At 44.3% G+C, this 17821-nt stretch carries 17 protein-coding genes; 15 read left to right on the top strand and 2 right to left on the bottom strand.

The genetic code is table 11. The features are described from left to right. Nucleotides 1–26: 26 nt before the first annotated feature. From flhF to AVL57_RS09615, 15 genes are all read left to right on the top strand, one after another. Nucleotides 27–1424: a flagellar biosynthesis GTPase FlhF gene (flhF, locus tag AVL57_RS09685; protein ID WP_057793294.1), complete on the top strand. Its 1398-nt coding sequence runs from the start codon at nucleotides 27–29 to the stop codon at nucleotides 1422–1424. Continuing rightward, entirely contained in the window at nucleotides 1421–2287 is an 867-nt protein-coding gene (locus tag AVL57_RS09680; RefSeq protein WP_057793292.1) for a MinD/ParA family protein, read from the top strand. The genes flhF and AVL57_RS09680 overlap by 4 nt, the downstream gene beginning before the upstream one ends. Beyond that, nucleotides 2284–3015, top strand: coding sequence for an RNA polymerase sigma factor FliA (locus tag AVL57_RS09675; protein WP_013785089.1), 732 nt, complete (start codon nucleotides 2284–2286; stop codon nucleotides 3013–3015). Before AVL57_RS09680 ends, AVL57_RS09675 begins: the two co-directional genes overlap by 4 nt. A 36-nt stretch (nucleotides 3016–3051) precedes the next feature. Beyond that, nucleotides 3052–3435 carry a chemotaxis response regulator CheY gene (cheY, locus tag AVL57_RS09670; RefSeq protein ID WP_013785088.1) on the top strand — a complete coding sequence of 128 codons (384 nt, stop codon included), beginning with the start codon at nucleotides 3052–3054 and terminating at the stop codon, nucleotides 3433–3435. Between the two features lie 34 nt (nucleotides 3436–3469). Next, nucleotides 3470–4234 (top strand): protein phosphatase CheZ, encoded by a 765-nt coding sequence (locus tag AVL57_RS09665; RefSeq protein WP_057793290.1) that lies wholly within the window; start codon nucleotides 3470–3472, stop codon nucleotides 4232–4234. Nucleotides 4235–4246: 12 nt separating this feature from the next. After that, nucleotides 4247–6475: a chemotaxis protein CheA gene (locus AVL57_RS09660; protein ID WP_057793288.1), complete on the top strand. Its 2229-nt coding sequence runs from the start codon at nucleotides 4247–4249 to the stop codon at nucleotides 6473–6475. 30 nt (nucleotides 6476–6505) lie between these two features. Continuing rightward, nucleotides 6506–7636, top strand: a complete 1131-nt coding sequence (locus AVL57_RS09655) for a protein-glutamate methylesterase/protein-glutamine glutaminase (RefSeq protein ID WP_057793286.1) — start codon at nucleotides 6506–6508, stop codon at nucleotides 7634–7636. A gap of 71 nt (nucleotides 7637–7707) precedes the next feature. After that, nucleotides 7708–8472, top strand: a complete 765-nt coding sequence (locus AVL57_RS09650) for a ParA family protein (protein WP_057793285.1) — start codon at nucleotides 7708–7710, stop codon at nucleotides 8470–8472. A 6-nt stretch (nucleotides 8473–8478) separates the two neighbouring features. Continuing rightward, the gene (locus tag AVL57_RS09645) at nucleotides 8479–9330 is read left to right on the top strand and encodes a chemotaxis protein CheW (RefSeq protein WP_057793283.1); all 852 of its coding nucleotides are present in this window, start codon (nucleotides 8479–8481) and stop codon (nucleotides 9328–9330) included. Further along, on the top strand, nucleotides 9305–9796 hold the full coding sequence (locus tag AVL57_RS09640) for a chemotaxis protein CheW (protein ID WP_057793281.1): 492 nt from the start codon (nucleotides 9305–9307) through the stop codon (nucleotides 9794–9796). The genes AVL57_RS09645 and AVL57_RS09640 overlap by 26 nt, the downstream gene beginning before the upstream one ends. 89 nt (nucleotides 9797–9885) lie before the next feature. Then, the gene (locus AVL57_RS09635; protein WP_057793279.1) at nucleotides 9886–10326 is read left to right on the top strand and encodes a DUF2802 domain-containing protein; all 441 of its coding nucleotides are present in this window, start codon (nucleotides 9886–9888) and stop codon (nucleotides 10324–10326) included. A 100-nt stretch (nucleotides 10327–10426) separates the two neighbouring features. Beyond that, nucleotides 10427–11365, top strand: coding sequence for a homoserine O-acetyltransferase MetA (gene metA / locus AVL57_RS09630; RefSeq protein WP_057793277.1), 939 nt, complete (start codon nucleotides 10427–10429; stop codon nucleotides 11363–11365). Between the two features lie 3 nt (nucleotides 11366–11368). Beyond that, the gene (locus AVL57_RS09625; protein WP_057793275.1) at nucleotides 11369–12436 is read left to right on the top strand and encodes a homocysteine S-methyltransferase family protein; all 1068 of its coding nucleotides are present in this window, start codon (nucleotides 11369–11371) and stop codon (nucleotides 12434–12436) included. 8 nt (nucleotides 12437–12444) lie between these two features. Beyond that, entirely contained in the window at nucleotides 12445–15069 is a 2625-nt protein-coding gene (gene metH / locus AVL57_RS09620; protein WP_057793273.1) for a methionine synthase, read from the top strand. Further along, on the top strand, nucleotides 15062–15658 hold the full coding sequence (locus AVL57_RS09615; RefSeq protein WP_057793271.1) for a DUF938 domain-containing protein: 597 nt from the start codon (nucleotides 15062–15064) through the stop codon (nucleotides 15656–15658). The genes metH and AVL57_RS09615 overlap by 8 nt, the downstream gene beginning before the upstream one ends. A 133-nt stretch (nucleotides 15659–15791) precedes the next feature. Here the strand turns inward: AVL57_RS09615 and AVL57_RS09610 are convergent, their stop codons facing one another. Then, nucleotides 15792–16685 carry a LysR family transcriptional regulator gene (locus AVL57_RS09610; RefSeq protein WP_057793268.1) on the bottom strand — a complete coding sequence of 298 codons (894 nt, stop codon included), beginning with the start codon at nucleotides 16683–16685 and terminating at the stop codon, nucleotides 15792–15794. A gap of 108 nt (nucleotides 16686–16793) precedes the next feature. Then, nucleotides 16794–17738: a hydrogen peroxide-inducible genes activator gene (locus AVL57_RS09605; protein ID WP_057793265.1), complete on the bottom strand. Its 945-nt coding sequence runs from the start codon at nucleotides 17736–17738 to the stop codon at nucleotides 16794–16796. Nucleotides 17739–17821 lie beyond the last annotated feature (83 nt).

Raw genomic sequence — 17821 nt, 5'->3', positions numbered from 1 at the left:
GACACTGGGTGATTGGAGAGTTTTCAATGAAAATCAGACGTTTCTTTGGCAAAGATATGCGAGAAGCTTTAAGCCAAGTTAAAGCGGAATTAGGCAGTGATGCTGTTATCATGTCAAACCGAAAGCTAGCTGACGGTATTGAACTGGTAGCCGCTTACGATAAAGAGCCAGAAGCCAAACTGTCGATTAAAAAGCCTGCACCTAGAACATCAGGACAAGCGAAAGCAGCGGTTCCTAGTCTTAGTGAAATTATCGGTGATGATGGTCCAGATAGCTTAAAAGCATTGTTAGAAAAACAACATGGTGGCAGTATTCAAAGCCCAGCTTCAGCGCCGGCCCCCAGTGCCAATGCTCAGCATGCCAATCAAATTGCTTCGCACTTAGACTTTTCAGAAGCCTTTATCGACGACGTAGAAGCAAGCCAGCACACCTCTGAATTCCCAAGCCATCAAGCGTCTAGCCTTAATGAAAGTATTGATAATGGTAGTGCTGCTAAATCTGACGAGTTATCTCAGATTAAAGAGGAATTGGCGTCACTACGAAATGTACTTCAATACCAAGTTGCCGATTTGATGGAAGCAAAAAGTCGTCGTCAGCAGCCTGTACATCATTATTTAATTCAGCGTTTAACCGATATGGGGTTAAGCCAATCTCTGGCTGAGCAACTGATTAGTTATACGCCGTCGCATTACAACGAGCGAGACGCTTGGGTGTATCTTTTAAACCTATTGGCTAATCGCATTAATGTGACAGGTAACGATATACTTACGCAAAAGGGCGCAGTAGCGTTAGTGGGGCCAACCGGAACAGGTAAAACTACTACAGTAGCGAAATTGGCTGCCCGCTACGCACAGAAATACGGTGCTGACTCCGTTGCCATGATTACGATAGATACTTACCGTATTGCAGCGTTTGAGCAATTAGCCACATATGGAAAAATTATTGGTTGCACGGTCCGTAAAGCACAAAGTAGTGAAGAATTATCAGATTTATTGTTTCAATTACGCCATAAGAGACTAGTGTTAATTGATACGGCAGGCTTTAGTCAGCGAGATAGTCGATTAATTAAACAGATAAATCAATTTGATAACGGCCAAATGCAGCCAGTGAAAAAATACCTAGTAGCGCAAGCGAATACCCAATATGCTGCGTTGCAACGTATTATAGATGCGTACGAAGGGGTGGAACTTAGCGGTTGTATCTTTACAAAGCTTGATGAGTGCTACTCTCTAGGCGAAGTGCTTAGCGCTGCGGTGGAGTACCAGTTACCTGTCAGTTATGTAACAGATGGACAGAAAGTTCCTGAAGACATTAAGATTGCAGAAGCAAAATCTTTAGTATCTGCTGCTGCAAAGCTTTATAAAAAGTACGGTTTGAATCATACTACTAGTAACAATGTGGTTAAAACAGCACGAGCAGTATGATTGATGATCAAGCGAGTAGCTTACGAAAAATGAAGCAATCACGATTAATCAAAGTTATCGCCGTCACCGGAGGTAAAGGTGGCGTTGGTAAGACAAATATTACGCTAAACACAGCTATTGCTATGGCAAAGCAGGGAAAGCGAGTAATGGTATTGGATGCAGACTTAGGTCTGGCCAATGTGGATGTAATGCTAGGATTGCGCGTAGAGAAAAACCTCTCACACGTTTTATCTGGTGAGTGTACCTTGGACGATGTACTCGTTACGGGCCCTCACGGTATAAAAATAGCACCAGCCACATCGGGTTCTCAATCAATGGCAGAGCTATCACCAACGCAGCATGCAGGGCTCATTAGAGCTTTTAGCGAATTGCGCTCGCCCATTGATGTGCTTATTGTAGATACCGCAGCGGGTATTTCCGATATGGTGCTAAGTTTCTCCAAAGCCTCTCAAGATATTATGGTGGTAGTGTGCGATGAGCCCACTTCACTCACTGATGCCTACGCGCTAATTAAAATTCTTAACCGAGAGCACGGTGTCTTTCGCTTCAAAGTGGTCGCCAACATGGTCCGCGATGTTAGAGAAGGTCAGGAGCTTTTCAGCAAATTATCTAAAGTAACAGGGCGATTCTTGGATGTTGCGCTAGAATTGGTTGCAACAGTTCCTTTTGACGAGAACATACGCAAAGCAGTACGTAAACAAACGTCAATTGTAGATGCTTACCCGAGTTCTCCGGCAGCAGTGGCGATTAGCCAGCTAGCAACCAAAGCAGCATCATGGCCTATTCCTGCGCAACCAGGTGGCCATTTAGAATTTTTTATTGAACAACTAGTAGCAGATAAAGCAGTAGGAAGTCAGCGTTGAATAGCAAAGCAGCCGCTTATCAACAGCAAACGGACAAGTCACAATTAGTTGAGCGTCACGCTTCGCTGGTGAAGCGAATAGCACACCACTTAATGGCGAGATTACCAGCCAGTGTTCTTGTCGATGATTTAATCCAGTCAGGTATGATTGGACTGCTAGAAGCTGCACGAAATTTTGACGGTTCCAAAGGTGCAAGTTTCGAAACCTTTGCAGGTATTCGTATTCGCGGCGCCATGCTTGATGAAATAAGAAAAGGTGATTGGACACCTCGTTCTGTTCATAAAAATGGAAGGGCAATCACCGAAGCTATCTCTCAAGTTGAAGGTGAAACAGGCCGAGACGCGCGAGATGTTGATATTGCAGCTAAAATGAATGTCAGCATGCAAGATTATCATCAAATGCTTAACGAAGTGAATGCTGGAAAATTGGTGGGTATTGAAGACCTAGGTGTTTCTGAAGATGTTATTTCTACAGAAAAAAACCGAGGCAGCGATGCACCGTTAGAAGATTTGATGCAAGGGGCTTTCCAAAAAGCGCTAGCACATGCTATTACTACATTACCCGAACGGGAAGCGATTGTACTTTCTTTATACTATGATGAAGAACTGAACCTTAGAGAAATTGGTGAAGTTCTTGATGTTAGTGAATCGCGAGTGAGTCAAATTCATAGTCAGGCCATGTTAAAACTCAAATCACGAATGAAATCGTGGCAAGTTGACGAAGAATAGAAATTAATAACAATTAACCCCTCATTGGAGGCTATTTTGGATAAAAGTATGAAAATTCTCGTGGTTGACGATTTTTCTACCATGAGACGTATCATAAAGAACCTGTTAAAAGATTTGGGTTTTGCCAATATCCAGGAAGCGGACGACGGTAACACCGCGCTGCCTATGCTACAACAAGGTGATTTTGACTTTGTTGTAACAGATTGGAATATGCCAGGTATGCAAGGTATCGACTTATTACGCGCTATACGTGCCGACGATAAGTTGAAACACCTACCGGTTCTTATGGTGACAGCAGAAGCGAAGAAAGAACAAATCGTTGCCGCAGCGCAAGCTGGTGTGAACGGTTATGTTGTTAAACCTTTCACTGCCGCTACGTTGAAAGAGAAATTAGACAAAATCTTCGAACGTTTAGGTTGATCCAGACGCTCACCAGAGAAATGAGGTTTACTGGATGTCGACAAATGAAAGTGTCTCTATAACGCTCGAAGAAGCCAAAAAATTGGTAGCGTATCTTGAAGAGGGCGATAACGCATCTGCGAACGCCGTCTTAGAAGCCGTTTCGATGAAAGAGTCCATTGAGCTCTTTGCTGAAGTTGGTAAATTAACGCGTCAACTTCATGATTCGTTAAATAACTTCCAAATCGATGAACGTATTAAAAATTTAACCGTTGATGACATTCCTGATGCGCAAACGCGACTGATGTACGTTATCGAAGAGACGGAAAAAGCGGCCAATACCACCATGGATGCTGTTGAAGAGTGCATGCCAATTGCGGAAGTGCTTTCCACGCGCATCGAAAAAATTATGCCGGAGTGGAAAAAACTGATGAATCGTCAACTTGAGTTGGGTGAATTCAAAGTTTTATGCGCAGATTTAGACGAATTGCTAGAAGACGGATCGAAACAATCGTCTAAGCTTACATCATTGCTTACCGAAGTGTTAATGGCACAAGGTTATCAAGATCTTACCGGTCAAGTTATTCGCAGAGTGATTGAACTCGTAAAAGAAGTGGAAGATAGCTTAGTTAATATGCTGACGATGTTCGGTGAACCCGAACAGTCAGAGCAAGACAAGCCATCGGAAGCGAAAGTCGAAAAAGTTAACAAGATTGATGGTGTCGAAGCCGAAGGTCCAATTATTGATGCAGACCAACGCGATGATGTGGTATCTGGCCAAGATGACGTAGATGATCTTTTGTCTAGCTTAGGTTTTTAGGGGAGCGGGCGCATGGCGTTTGATGTTGACGAGGATATATTACAGGACTTTCTAGTTGAAGCTGGGGAGATCCTTGAACAATTACAAGAACAGCTCGTTGATCTGGAAAATAATCCTGAAGATGGAGATTTACTTAATGCTATCTTCCGGGGTTACCATACCGTAAAAGGTGGCGCCGGCTTTTTGTCGCTTACCGAATTAGTTGAAATTTGCCACGGTGCAGAAAACGTTTTCGATGTAATGCGAAACGGACAACGTACTCTTACGCCTGAATTGATGGACACCATTCTTCAGGCCACCGATGTAGTAGTAGATATGTTTGAGCGTGTTAAAGCGCAAGAGCCGCTAGTACCTGCAGACGCAAAGTTAGTTGATTTGCTGCATAAGTTAAGCACCCCAGAAACCCCAGATGAAAATATCTTTGGTGACAGTAGTGAGGCGGCTGAAGCCCCCGCTGCCGAAGTTGTCGAGGAAGAATTTGCGTTGGAAGAAGCGCCCGTACCTGAAGCGCCTGCTGCTAGCAGCGATGGCGGTATTGACGAAATTTCAGAAGATGAATTTGAAGCCTTACTTGATGAACTTCATGGTTCAAATGCTCCGGGTAAATCTGCGCCTAAAGCAGAACCAAAAGCGGCTGCACCCGCTGCCGTTGGTTCAGGTGATGATATCACCGACGACGAATTTGAAGCACTGTTAGACGAATTGCACGGTAAAGGTAAATTCAAAGAAGAAGAACCCGCACCTGCAGCTGCGCCCAAAGCAGCTGCGCCTAGCGGTGAAGAAATTACTGACGATGAGTTTGAAGCACTACTTGACCAACTACACGGTTCAGGACAAGGGCCTACAGCGCAAGGCTCTGAACCAGCAGCAAATACTCCGCCTGTAGATAAAAAAGCGACAGAAGCAATTCAGAAGGCTAAAGCAGAGCAATCTGCCGCTAGTACGCCAGCTAAATCAACGCCTGCCGCAAAAGCGCCAGCGCCTAGTCCAGCAGCTAAAAAGGCGCCAGAGCCTGCTAAAGCCGCGGCTAAGAAAGACGACAAAAAAGCAAACCCAACACCTCCTCAAGCAGAAACCACAGTACGTGTTGATACTAAGCGCCTAGACCAAATTATGAATATGGTCGGTGAGTTAGTATTGGTACGAAATCGTTTGCTGAGTTTAGGAATAAACAATGCCGACGAGAGTATGTCTAAGGCAATTGCTAACCTTGACGTGGTGACTGGCGATTTGCAGGGTGCGGTTATGAAAACCCGTATGCAGCCAATTAAGAAAGTGTTTGGCCGCTTCCCTCGCGTTGTTCGAGACTTAGCACGTAGTTTGAAAAAAGAAATCACCTTAGAGTTGGAAGGTGAAGAGACAGATTTAGATAAAAACCTGGTAGAAGCATTGGCCGATCCGTTGGTTCACTTAGTGAGAAACTCAGTGGATCATGGTATTGAAATGCCTGATGACCGTGCTGCTACAGGTAAAGCCCGAATGGGGACCGTGAGATTATCGGCTTCTCAAGAAGGTGATCATATCCTACTTACCATTGAAGATGACGGTAAGGGAATGGATGCTGAAAAACTAAAAGAGATTGCGATAAGTCGAGGTGTTTTAGATGCCGATGCGGCTGCGCGTATGTCTGATGTTGAAGCGTTCAATCTCATTTTTGCACCAGGTTTCTCTACAAAAACTGAGATAAGTGATATCTCGGGCCGTGGTGTAGGCATGGATGTGGTTAAAACAAAAATTAATCAGCTTAACGGTACCATTAATATTGATTCTCACCTTGGGAAAGGCACGCGACTCGATATTAAAGTTCCACTTACGCTTGCGATTTTACCGACCCTAATGATTGTGGTTGGCAAACAAACGTTCGCGTTACCGTTAGGTGCGGTCAACGAAATTATCAACATGGACATCAAGAAAACCAATACGGTTGATGGCCAATTAACCATGATAGTTCGTTCTAAAGCGATACCACTGTTCTTCCTTGGAGAATGGTTGATCCGTGGACCTAAAAATATAATCAAAGATAAAGGTCACGTCGTCGTGGTTCAAATAGGCACCCAGCAAGTTGGTTTTGTTGTTGATGCGCTAATAGGCCAAGAAGAAGTGGTGATAAAACCATTAGATGCCTTATTACAGGGAACGCCAGGTATGGCGGGAGCAACTATCACATCCGACGGTGGAATTGCACTCATCCTAGATGTTCCTAGCTTACTGAAGCGTTATGCTCGGAAGCCTTTAAAGTAATACGGCGGAACACATAGGAAATTTACATCCATGGTCTTTAAAGTCCTGGTCGTGGACGATTCTACTTTTTATCGTCGTCGAGTTCGTGAAATTCTCGACGACGATAGAGAACTTGAAGTTATTGGCGAAGCTCGTAACGGGCAAGATGCACTAGATAAAATAGATACACTGCTACCTGATGTAGTCACAATGGATGTGGAAATGCCGGTAATGGATGGCATTTCAGCGGTAAAGGCCATCATGGAAAAGCGGCCTGTGCCTATTTTGATGTTTTCGTCTCTAACGCATCATGGTGCACAAGCGACACTAGATGCGTTAGAAGCCGGTGCATTAGATTTTCTGCCAAAGAAATTCGAAGATATCGCCCAAGATCGTAAAGACGCAGCACGACTGCTCTGTACAAAAGTAAGATTAATTGCACGGCGTGGTGTTGGTATCAAACGCCCTGTATTGAAGCGTATTGAAAGTAGAAAGTTTCCTGATAACGCGCCAAAACCAGCGTTTTTCAAGAGTTCTAATCTACTGACTGGAAGAAAAGATGCCACGAGGCAGCCTACCGTTTCCTCGATTAAGGCTTCTGGTAAAAGGTATAAGTGTTTAGCAATTGGTGCATCTACGGGGGGGCCCGTGGCATTGCAGAAGATACTGGTAGCATTGCCTTCAGATTTTCCTTATCCAATTGTGTTGGTGCAACATATGCCTGGCACTTTTACTAACGCGTTTGCACAGCGGCTTAATTCTCATTGCAATATTGCGGTTAAAGAAGCTGAACATGGTGACATATTGAAACCAGGGTGCGCTTATTTAGCACCCGGTGGTAAACAAATGTTGATAGAGGGTTCAGGCTCTCATAAGAAAGTAGTAATTACCGACGCTAACCCGTCTGATAAAATAAATTATAAGCCGAGTGTTGATTTAACCTTCGGTTCGCTGGCCAAAGCTTATGGTGGCGATTTATTGGGTATTATATTAACTGGTATGGGCGCAGATGGGCGAGAAGGCTGCCGTTTGATGAAAGATAATGGTGCTACCATTTGGGCGCAAGATCAGGATTCATGTGTTGTTTATGGCATGCCTCAAGCAGTAGCTGTTGCAAACATATCGGTTAACAGTATTGATATAGATGACATGAGCAGCTGTATCTTAACCGAAATGAAATAGCTAAAGCGCAGCGGCAGTGTTGTCTGTGAATGAACAACAACCCAAGTAAATATAAGCTGGGAATTAAAACGATGAAGGTGTGGACAGTTGCAAACCAGAAAGGCGGAGTTGGTAAAACAACAACGACAGTAACCTTAGGTGGTTTGTTAGCTCAGCGCGGGAAACGGGTATTGATGGTTGATACCGACCCCCACGCCTCACTTAGTTACTATTTCGGCATAGACGCAGAGTTACTCAGTCAATCTGTCTACGACATTTTTATTAAGTCTTCTGATATCACTGCCGATATGGTCATGGACTGTTTGTGTCCCACTAAGCTAGATAATTTGTACGTTTTGCCCGCTACCATGGCGTTAGCCACACTAGACAGAACAATGGGTAGTGAGCAAGGGATGGGCTTGGTGCTAAAAAAAGCGCTGGCCAAAGTAGAGAATGAATTTGATGTTGTCATTATTGATTGCCCGCCGGTACTTGGTGTACTTATGGTCAACGCATTGGCAGCATGTAATAAAGTGATAGTGCCGACACAAACAGAGTATTTGGCGCTGAAAGGCTTGGACAGAATGATACGCACCATGGAAATAATGGGGCGCTCTCTGCAAAAGTCTTTTGACACTGTGATTATTCCTACTATGTTCGACAAGCGCACGAACGCGGCACTTGAATCAAGAAAGCGTTTAATGAGCGATTATGGAGAGCGGGTTTGGCAAGGTGTAATTCCCGTAGATACGCATTTTAGAGATGCGAGTTTAGTACAGTTGCCAATTTCCGCAGCATACCCGAAAACCCGAGGGGTAACGGCTTATAGCAAGTTACTTGAGGTTTTGGAGAAGTAAAGTTAGATGAGCAATCAAGGACCTTTTGCACGGGAAGACGTTGTAGAGGCTTATCTCGATAGCCTATTAAAAGAGCCAGATGATCCGGCAGACGTAACTGCGCGAACGGCAAAATTGCTTGAGCAGGCAGTACAAACGTTAGCCGAAGAAGCCACAATTGATGAAGCACCTGCCACTGAACAAATCGTGGTTGAAGAAGCCATCATTGAAGCCGTGTCATCTAGCACAGGCAAAGATGTCGAAGAAACTACGCAATACGAAAAAAGCGACTACAATGAAATAGATAATGAGACTGCTGAGTCAGTGCAAGCCTTTCCAGAAGAGGGGCAATCAGTAGAAAATGGATTGTTGGTCGACAGCCTCGAAAATAATTTTCAGGCATTGTTTTTTGAAGTGGCAGGGTTAACATTAGCGGTGCCATTGACCACCCTAGGTGGTATTCATCAGATTGAAAAGATAGGCCCTCTATTTGGGAAACCAGATTGGTTTATGGGGGTAATGATACATCGCGAAGAGAAGCTTAGCGTTGTAGATTCTGCAAGATGGGTCATGCCAGAAAAGTATGATGAGAGTCTCGCAGAGTCATTGAACTACCGATATCTTATTATGTTAGGGGATAGTTCGTGGGGATTGGCCAGTGAGAAACTGGTTAACACGGTCACCTTGGCAAAAGCTGACGTCAAATGGCGTGAGTCTACCGGTAAGCGTCCCTGGTTAGCGGGGATGGTTAAAGAGAAAATGTGCGCGTTAATTGACGTTAACGAATTAATATCTATGCTTAACAAAGGCTTAGGCAGTAACGACCAGACGCCGAGTATTGGGAGCCAGGTTCATGAGCGACGAAAGAACGAACAGTAATACCACCGACAGTAACGATGAAGTCCTTCAATGGGTGACATACCGCTTAGGTGAAGAAACATACGGTATTAACGTAATGCAAGTGCAAGAAGTATTGCGTTACACTGAAATTGCACCTGTACCCGGCGCACCTGACTACGTACTAGGTATCATTAACCTACGTGGTAATGTTGTTACGGTCATTGATACACGTGCGCGTTTTGGATTACCACCAACAGAGATAACGGATAATACCCGTATTGTGATCATCGAATCTGATGAGCAGGTCGTGGGTATACTTGTTGATAGCGTGGCTGAAGTGGTTTACCTTCGCTCGTCTGAAATTGACAGTGCGCCAAACGTGGGTACTGAAGAAAGTGCTAAGTTTATTCAAGGTGTTAGCAACCGAGACGGTGAGCTTCTTATCCTAGTCGATTTAAATAAACTTTTAAGTGACGATGAGTGGGATGAACTAAGTTCAATTTAATCAGCCAACACGTCTAAAGGGCAGGTAACTGGGTTATCTGCCTTTTTTATTTCCGTTTTATATAGCTACGAATTAAGGCTTCTTCGCATATGGATCTGCAGTTTATTGCTCCAACATTCAACGAACTTATATTGCTTGCGCTTGTATTAGCACTGGGTATTTTTGCAATATGGTTGACGTTTAAAGAGCGAAAAACACATGCGGCGTTAGTTGAACTGCAAGAGCTTGTAACGCGCAGAACCGATGACATGGATACCCAAATTCGAGATTTTGGTCATCAGCAAAATGAGGCGCAAACCCGAAGCCTCGTTGTTACTCGTCATCTTCAAGCCCTTCAAGAAAAACAAGACGATTTCGAAAATCAAATTCGCGAGTTAAAACTGCAAGATCCCTCTCTAAGGCTTTATCAGCGTGCTGCGGAATTAGTAAAGCAGGGCGCAAGTATGCAAGAAGTGATGGAAGCCTGTGATATCCCTCGTGCCGAAGCTGAAATGCTGTTTATGGTACACAAGCAATCCTCTTCCCAATAATGGTTTTCAACATCCGTTTAGACGTCTAGACGTAAAGATGTTGACATCTGTGTGGTAATTGCCACAATACAGTCATAGTAATTTATGACTGGAGCCTTCTATGCCAATTCGTATACCAGAACAACTGCCTGCGCAGAATGTGTTGTTGGGCGAAAATATCTTCACCATGGAGAGCAATAGGGCGGCGAATCAGGATATACGTCCTCTTAAAGTGGGTATCTTAAACTTGATGCCTAATAAAATTGAGACTGAAGTACAGCTGTTGAGGTTACTCTCCAATACGCCATTACAAATTGATGTGGATTTTATTCGCATCGATAGTCAGGCGCCCAAAAATACCCCACAGTCTCACATGGATGCTTTCTACCACGACTTTTCGCAAGTGGCAGACAAAAAGTACGATGGGCTTATCGTGACTGGCGCACCTCTAGCTTTACTAAAATACGAAGACGTAAAGTACTGGGATACTATGACCACCATTTTAGAGTGGGCACAGCGTCACGTTAACTCCACTCTATATTTATGTTGGGCTGCACATGCTGCCATGTATCATTTTTATAACTTTACTCGCACGCTGCGCAAAGAAAAATTTTCAGGTGTGTTCGAGCACAAAGTAAACGACCCACATAATGAATTATTACGTGGCTTCGATCCCGTATTCTATGCGCCTCATTCTCGTTATGGGCATATCGATACCGCGAATTATAATAGTGTAGATGGACTGCATGTGGTGGCAGAATCTGAAGAAGTAGGCGCCTATATTGTTGCCTCAGAAGACAAGCGCATGGTTTTCGTTACAGGGCATCCAGAATATGATGCTGATACCCTTAAAGATGAATATTTTAGGGACGTCAAAGCCGGGCAAACCCCCGCCATACCAAAAAATTATTTTACGGATAACGACCCGAACAAATCGCCTATCGTTAGATGGCGCTCCCACGGGAGTCTGTTCTTCACAAACTGGTTAAACTACTATGTTTACCAAACAACGCCGTATGACTTAAATCAGTTAGCTGAAAAATCACAGCCAAAGAGGTAACGCGTGAGTCAACATCAAGTTTCTAGCGCGCAAGCAACACTGCTAAGCGCTGCACAACAACGTATTCTCGTATTAGATGGCGCGATGGGCACCATGATCCAGCAACACAAGCTGGAAGAAGAAGATTACCGTGGCACCCAGTTTGCGGACTGGCATTGTGACGTAAAAGGTAATAACGACCTTTTGGCTGTTACACAGCCAGATATTATTTACCAAATTCATTGCGACTACTTTGAAGCCGGTGCTGACATTGTTGAAACCAACACCTTTAACGCTACTACTATTGCTATGGCCGATTACGACATGCAAGCGCAATCAAGAGAGATCAACATTGCCGCTGCTAAATTAGCCAGAAAAGCCGCCGATGAGTTCACTGCAAAAACGCCAGGCAAGCCCAGGTTTGTAGCAGGTGTTCTAGGTCCAACAAATCGTACTGCTTCTATCTCTCCCGATGTTAACGACCCAGGTAAGCGCAATGTGACTTTCGATGCCTTAGTAGAAGCTTACACAGAGTCTACTGAAGCGTTAATTGAAGGCGGCGTAGACTTGATTATGCTTGAAACTATTTTCGATACGCTAAATGCTAAAGCGGCTGCTTTTGCCGTGGAAACCGTGTTCGAAAAACTAGGTAAGCATTTGCCTGTAATGATTTCAGGCACCATCACCGATGCTTCAGGCAGAACGCTTTCAGGCCAAACCTCTGAAGCTTTTTATTATTCAATGCGCCACATTAGTCCATTTTCGTTTGGCTTGAATTGCGCGTTAGGGCCAGACTTGTTGCGCCAATATGTCGAAGAAGTCTCAACGATCAGCGAGTGTCTAGTATCTGCTCACCCGAATGCGGGTTTACCCAACGAGTTTGGCGAATACGATTTAGAGGCGCCTGAAATGGCCGAACATATCAAAGAATGGGCAGAATCTGGTTTAGTGAATATTGTGGGTGGCTGCTGTGGCAGTACGCCAGAACATATTCGTGCTATTGCCGATGCGGTAAGCAGCGTAGCACCAAGAACGGTGCCTAAGTTCGAACCTAAAATGCGTTTGTCTGGCCTTGAGCCGTTTGTACACTAGGAGGCAGCGTGAGCGCACAATTTTCTACATTTATTAATATTGGTGAGCGTACTAACGTAACTGGTTCAGCACGCTTCAAACGTCTTATTCTTGAAGGCGATTATGAAACCGCCCTTGATGTTGCCCGCCAGCAAGTGGAAAGTGGCGCGCAAATTATCGATATCAATATGGACGAGGCCATGCTTGATTCCAAGCAGGCCATGGTTACCTTTTTGAACTTAATTGCATCTGAGCCTGATATCAGTCGGGTGCCTATTATGATTGACTCATCAAAATGGGAAGTGATTGAAGCCGGACTTAAATGTGTGCAAGGCAAGGCGATTGTAAACTCAATCAGCCTTAAAGAAGGTGAAGAAAGCTTTCTTGCCCAAGCACAGAAAATTAAACGTTATGGTGCCGCCACGGTAGTGATGGCGTTTGATGAAACGGGGCAGGCCGACACACAAGCACGTAAAGTTGAGATATGCCAGCGCAGCTATAAACTGCTGACAGAATCTATCGGTTTTCCGCCAGAAGACATTATCTTCGATCCGAATATTTTTGCGGTAGCAACGGGTATAGAAGAACACGATAACTACGCCGTAGATTTTATTGAAGCCACGCGAAAAATTCGTGAGCTTTGCCCTTATGCGCACATCTCGGGCGGCCTTTCTAACATATCGTTCTCGTTTAGAGGCAATAACCCTGTGCGTGAAGCGATGCATTCGGTGTTTTTATATCATGCTATTCGTGCCGGTATGGATATGGCCATCGTAAATGCGGGACAGCTTGAAGTTTATGATGAAATACCAAAAGAACTTCGTGAAGCGGTAGAAGATGTCATTCTAAATCGTCGTAGCGACTCTACTGAGCGTTTGCTCGATATCGCCCCCAACTATCAAGGCGACGGCAAAGCAGCGGCAAAAGAAGATTTAAGCTGGCGAGAGCAAGACGTTAATAAGCGTTTGGCCCATGCACTTGTTAAAGGCATTACCGATTACATCATTGATGATACAGAAGAAGCCCGCCTGCAAGCCGAGCGTCCGCTACATGTAATTGAAGGGCCGTTAATGGACGGCATGAATATTGTTGGTGACTTGTTTGGCGAAGGTAAGATGTTCTTGCCTCAAGTTGTAAAGTCGGCGAGGGTAATGAAAAAAGCCGTAGCCCACTTACAGCCTTACATTGAAGCTGAAAAATCCGATGGCACCAAAAGCAATGGCAAGATATTGCTTGCCACCGTGAAAGGCGACGTTCACGACATTGGTAAAAACATTGTAGGGGTTGTATTGCAGTGTAATAACTTTGAAGTGATAGATCTCGGTGTCATGGTACCCGCTGCTACTATCTTGCAAGTGGCGAAAGATGAAAATGTGGACATGATTGGCCTCTCAGGCCTTATTACCCCTTCACTTGATGAAATGGTGCATGTGGCAAAAGAGATGGAGCGGCAAGGTTTCGATTTACCACTATTAATTGGCGGTGCCACTACTTCCAAAGCACACACAGCGGTGAAGATAGAACAAAACTATCATGCCCCTGTGGTGTATGTACCTAATGCGAGTCGTGCAGTTGGCGTGTGTCAAAAGCTGCTTAACCGTGGCTCTCGAGATATTTACGCCGAAGAACTGGCAAAAGAATACGACAAAGTACGTGAGCAACATGCCCGTAAGAAGCCGCGTAGTAAGCCTATTACTCTAGCCCAAGCACGCGCCAATGCGTTCAACCCAGATTTTACAGAAGCACCCGTAACACCTAAGAAATTAGGGGTAACACCGGTGGATGTAGATATAGCTACCTTACGCCCTTATATCGATTGGACACCGTTCTTCCTGACTTGGTCCTTGGCCGGCAAGTACCCACGAATTCTAGATGATGAAGTGGTAGGGGAAGAAGCAAAGTCCTTATTTGCCGATGCAAACGAGATGCTAGATAACATTATCGCTAATAATTCATTAGCCGCTAAAGGTGTTATTGGGTTATTTCCTGCCAATAGGGTAGATGATGATATTGAAGTGTATACCGATGAGTCCCGCTCAGAAGTACAAGGCGTAGCGCATCATCTTCGCCAGCAAACCTTAAAAGATAAATTCGCTAACTATTGCTTAGCCGATTATATTGCAGAGAAATCATCAGGTATTAATGATTATATCGGTGCTTTCGCGGTGACAGGCGGAATAGGTGAAGATGAGCTAGCCGATAGCTTCATTAAAGCTGGTGATGACTACAACGGTATTATGGTGAAAGCCGTGGCCGATAGGTTAGCCGAAGCATTTGCCGAATACCTTCACGAACAAGTACGTAAAGTATATTGGGGCTACGCCGAAAGTGAAAACTTAACCAATGACGACCTTATTCGTGAAAAATACCAAGGTATTCGACCTGCGCCAGGTTATGCAGCGTGCCCTGAGCATTCTGAAAAGCAGCTTATTTGGGATTTATTATCGGCAGAGCAACATACTGGTATGAAGCTTACTGAAAGCTATGCCATGTGGCCAGGTGCGGCGGTATCAGGTTGGTATTTCTCCCACCCTCAAAGCAAATATTTTGCCGTGGCTAAAATTCAAAAAGACCAAGTAGAAGACTATGCCGCCCGTAAAGGTTGGACATTGGAAGAAGCTGAGAAATGGTTGGGGCCTAATTTACATGACTGAGTCGTTCTCAAAGCCGTTTAGCCAAGCGTGCGAAAATAACAAAGCGCCGATTTTAGCTGTGCTAAATCGTACGTTTGCTAATTGTAAGGGTGTGTTAGAAATTGGCAGCGGTACGGGGCAGCATGCCGTTTATTTTGCTGAAAACTTGCCACATTTACAATGGCATTGTAGTGACCAACCTGACTACCATGAGGGTATCGCAGCATGGTTGAAAGATGCTGCGTTACCCAATGTCTCAAAGCCAGTGGCATTAACCATAGGCAAAGACAGCTTTCCATCACTCGCAGTTCAAGGTATTTACAGTGCTAATACCGCTCACATCATGCAGCGTCATGAAGCTGAGCTGTTGATGAAATTGGTAAGTGAATACTTACCTTCAGGCGGTGTTTTCTGCCAATACGGCCCCTTTACTATTGGCGGCGAATTTTCATCTGAAAGTAACAGATCATTCCATGAATCACTTATTGAACGAGGATATGGCGGCTATCGTGATATCAGCGAGCTAACTGGGTGGAGCCAAGACTTAGTATTACGGGAAATTCATAAGATGCCCGCAAACAATTTATTGCTGGAATGGCATAAACCCTAGAGGTCTTTTAGTAATCTGAGTAGCCATGGTAAATGCAGGTCATCATGGCTGTTGAGGCCACTCAGCATAGTGGCGTATCTATAGGGTTAAATGGATGGATAGGGCGATTTAAAATGTAAACACGGCTATCTGTTCATTTAGGCAATACGGTAGCCTTGGCTAACGAGATAAATTCGTCAACAAACCCAATTGGGTCAACCTCTTTTCGGTGACCCAAATATAAGGTTTTCTGTAAGCCCTTTTCACCTAAGGGCTTATACGTTAACACATCAGATTCTTTCGCTTCATCAACCAGCCATTTAGGCAGCGCAGTAACACCGCGCCCAGCTGCCACCATTTGCAAAATAATTTCTGTGGTTTCAATAGTTCTATGTTGTTTTACGCTTGCACCAGCAGGGGTAAGAAAGCCTGAAAAAATATCTAGTCTATTGGTTTCTACCGGATAGGTGATCACCACTTCATTGGCTAATTGCGAAGGCTTGATATAGGCGTATTCAGCCAACGGATGCTCATTGTGCATAACTAACACTTGTTCGTAATCTAATACGCCGGTGTAATTAATCGCGTCTACATGTAATGGGTCAGGGGTGAGGAGTAAATCGATATCGTAGCCATGTAAGGCTTGTAAGCCACCGAACGAAAATGCTCGTCTTACATCAACGTCTACATCGGGGAAGGCTTTTAAAAAAGGCGCAACCACTTTTAGCAACCATTCGAAACAAGGGTGACATTCCATCCCAATACGCAATATACCTTGCTTCCCTTCTGCCATACGGCGAAGCTGAGCCTCAGTATGTTCAAACTGAGGCAGCACCCGTTGAGATAACCCAACCAAGCTTTTACCTGCTTGAGTCAACACTAATGTTCGACCTTCTTTTTGCCAAAGCGGTAAAGAAAAGCTAGCTTCTAGTTTTTTCATCGAATGACTAAGTGCAGACTGAGTAACAAACAAGGACTTGGCTGCTTCCGTCATGGTGCCGTGTTTATGGATAGCGTTAATAATTTTAAGATGCTGACGTTCAATCATAATTTATGAAAGTTGCTCATGTATTAACGTAAATATACCATTATTTTTAATCAATTTTGTCATGCTAATTAGCTAAATTGCGATAAGTGTAGAAACGTAAATACGTAATTAACCGTGAATGACATCCACGGCAGTTGAAAGTCGATTACCTATAATATCTCTTATCACAGAGGTAATTTCCCTGAAGGTTTTGCGTCCAGGTGCGGTATTTCTCCATGCTAAGGAGTGCTGTCTTTCAATGGGCATACCTTCTATTTCACAAACATGAAGTGCCTCAGGGTGATGCAACTCTGAATGTATATATAGCCCAGGTAAAAATGCTACCCCCATACCCATTACTACCATTTGTCGCAGTGTATCTAAGCTTGTTCCTTCATAGTCCCGTTGCAGGTTTGCGCCAATCTCGTCGCAAATATGTTGCACTTGATGATGAAAATGGTGTCTATCTTCTAATGTGAGTACTTTTTCCCCGGCAATTTGTTCAGGGCGAACAAAGGCATTCCCTGCAAGGTGATGATCGGAGGGAACAACAAATTTAAGGGGTTCGTTAAATAACGGCTCCGTAATTAGCTGCGAATATTCACTGGAAAGTGGTGAGATAATTAAATCGTACTCGCCATGCAGCAATCCATGTTGTAGTGCCTGCGGTGCAGCTTCTCGCACGTAGAAACGAAGTCCCGGCTTGCGCTGATGTAGTTCAGGCAAAATATGGGGCAACAAATAAGGGCCAAGAGTAGGGGGAATTCCAAGGCGGAAAGTAACCACTTCACCTTCAGCCAGATCCCGTGCAATTTCATTAAAACGGTGATTCGCTTGAAGTACTTCTTCGGCGGCTTCGAAAAGTGCTTTGCCTTGAGGCGATAATAAGGTGCCAGTTCGTGAACGTTCAAATAATATTAAGTCCAAACTCGCTTCGAGGGTATTAATTTGACTCGTTAAAGTAGGCTGACTAATACCTAAGCTTGTGGCCGCTTGTCGAAAGCTTAAGTATTTAGCTACGGCAACAAAATAACGAATTTGGTTAATTGATGGAGTTTTACCGTTCAGTAACATGGTGATTACGTCGCCTTAATTTTATAATTTAAAAAGCGTGATAGCTAGGAGCTATCACGAACTAGTATATTAAACTATTAATC

Source organism: Alteromonas stellipolaris, assembly GCF_001562115.1.
In the GTDB taxonomy this organism is placed as follows: domain Bacteria; phylum Pseudomonadota; class Gammaproteobacteria; order Enterobacterales; family Alteromonadaceae; genus Alteromonas; species Alteromonas stellipolaris.
Note: the sequence above shows the minus strand (reverse complement) of the source record. Positions and strands in the feature narration are given on the sequence as shown.

Bases quoted from the DNA above. Each gene is read 5' to 3' on its own strand.
- flhF (WP_057793294.1), top strand. From the start codon at position 27: ATGAAAATCAGACGTTTCTTTGGCAAAGATATGCGAGAAGCTTTAAGC.
- AVL57_RS09680 (WP_057793292.1), top strand. From the start codon at position 1,421: ATGATTGATGATCAAGCGAGTAGCTTACGAAAAATGAAGCAATCACGA.
- AVL57_RS09665 (WP_057793290.1), top strand. From the start codon at position 3,470: ATGTCGACAAATGAAAGTGTCTCTATAACGCTCGAAGAAGCCAAAAAA.
- AVL57_RS09660 (WP_057793288.1), top strand. From the start codon at position 4,247: ATGGCGTTTGATGTTGACGAGGATATATTACAGGACTTTCTAGTTGAA.
- AVL57_RS09655 (WP_057793286.1), top strand. From the start codon at position 6,506: ATGGTCTTTAAAGTCCTGGTCGTGGACGATTCTACTTTTTATCGTCGT.
- AVL57_RS09650 (WP_057793285.1), top strand. From the start codon at position 7,708: ATGAAGGTGTGGACAGTTGCAAACCAGAAAGGCGGAGTTGGTAAAACA.
- AVL57_RS09645 (WP_057793283.1), top strand. From the start codon at position 8,479: ATGAGCAATCAAGGACCTTTTGCACGGGAAGACGTTGTAGAGGCTTAT.
- AVL57_RS09640 (WP_057793281.1), top strand. From the start codon at position 9,305: ATGAGCGACGAAAGAACGAACAGTAATACCACCGACAGTAACGATGAA.
- AVL57_RS09635 (WP_057793279.1), top strand. From the start codon at position 9,886: ATGGATCTGCAGTTTATTGCTCCAACATTCAACGAACTTATATTGCTT.
- metA (WP_057793277.1), top strand. From the start codon at position 10,427: ATGCCAATTCGTATACCAGAACAACTGCCTGCGCAGAATGTGTTGTTG.
- AVL57_RS09615 (WP_057793271.1), top strand. From the start codon at position 15,062: ATGACTGAGTCGTTCTCAAAGCCGTTTAGCCAAGCGTGCGAAAATAAC.
- AVL57_RS09610 (WP_057793268.1), bottom strand. From the start codon at position 16,685: ATGATTGAACGTCAGCATCTTAAAATTATTAACGCTATCCATAAACAC.
- AVL57_RS09605 (WP_057793265.1), bottom strand. From the start codon at position 17,738: ATGTTACTGAACGGTAAAACTCCATCAATTAACCAAATTCGTTATTTT.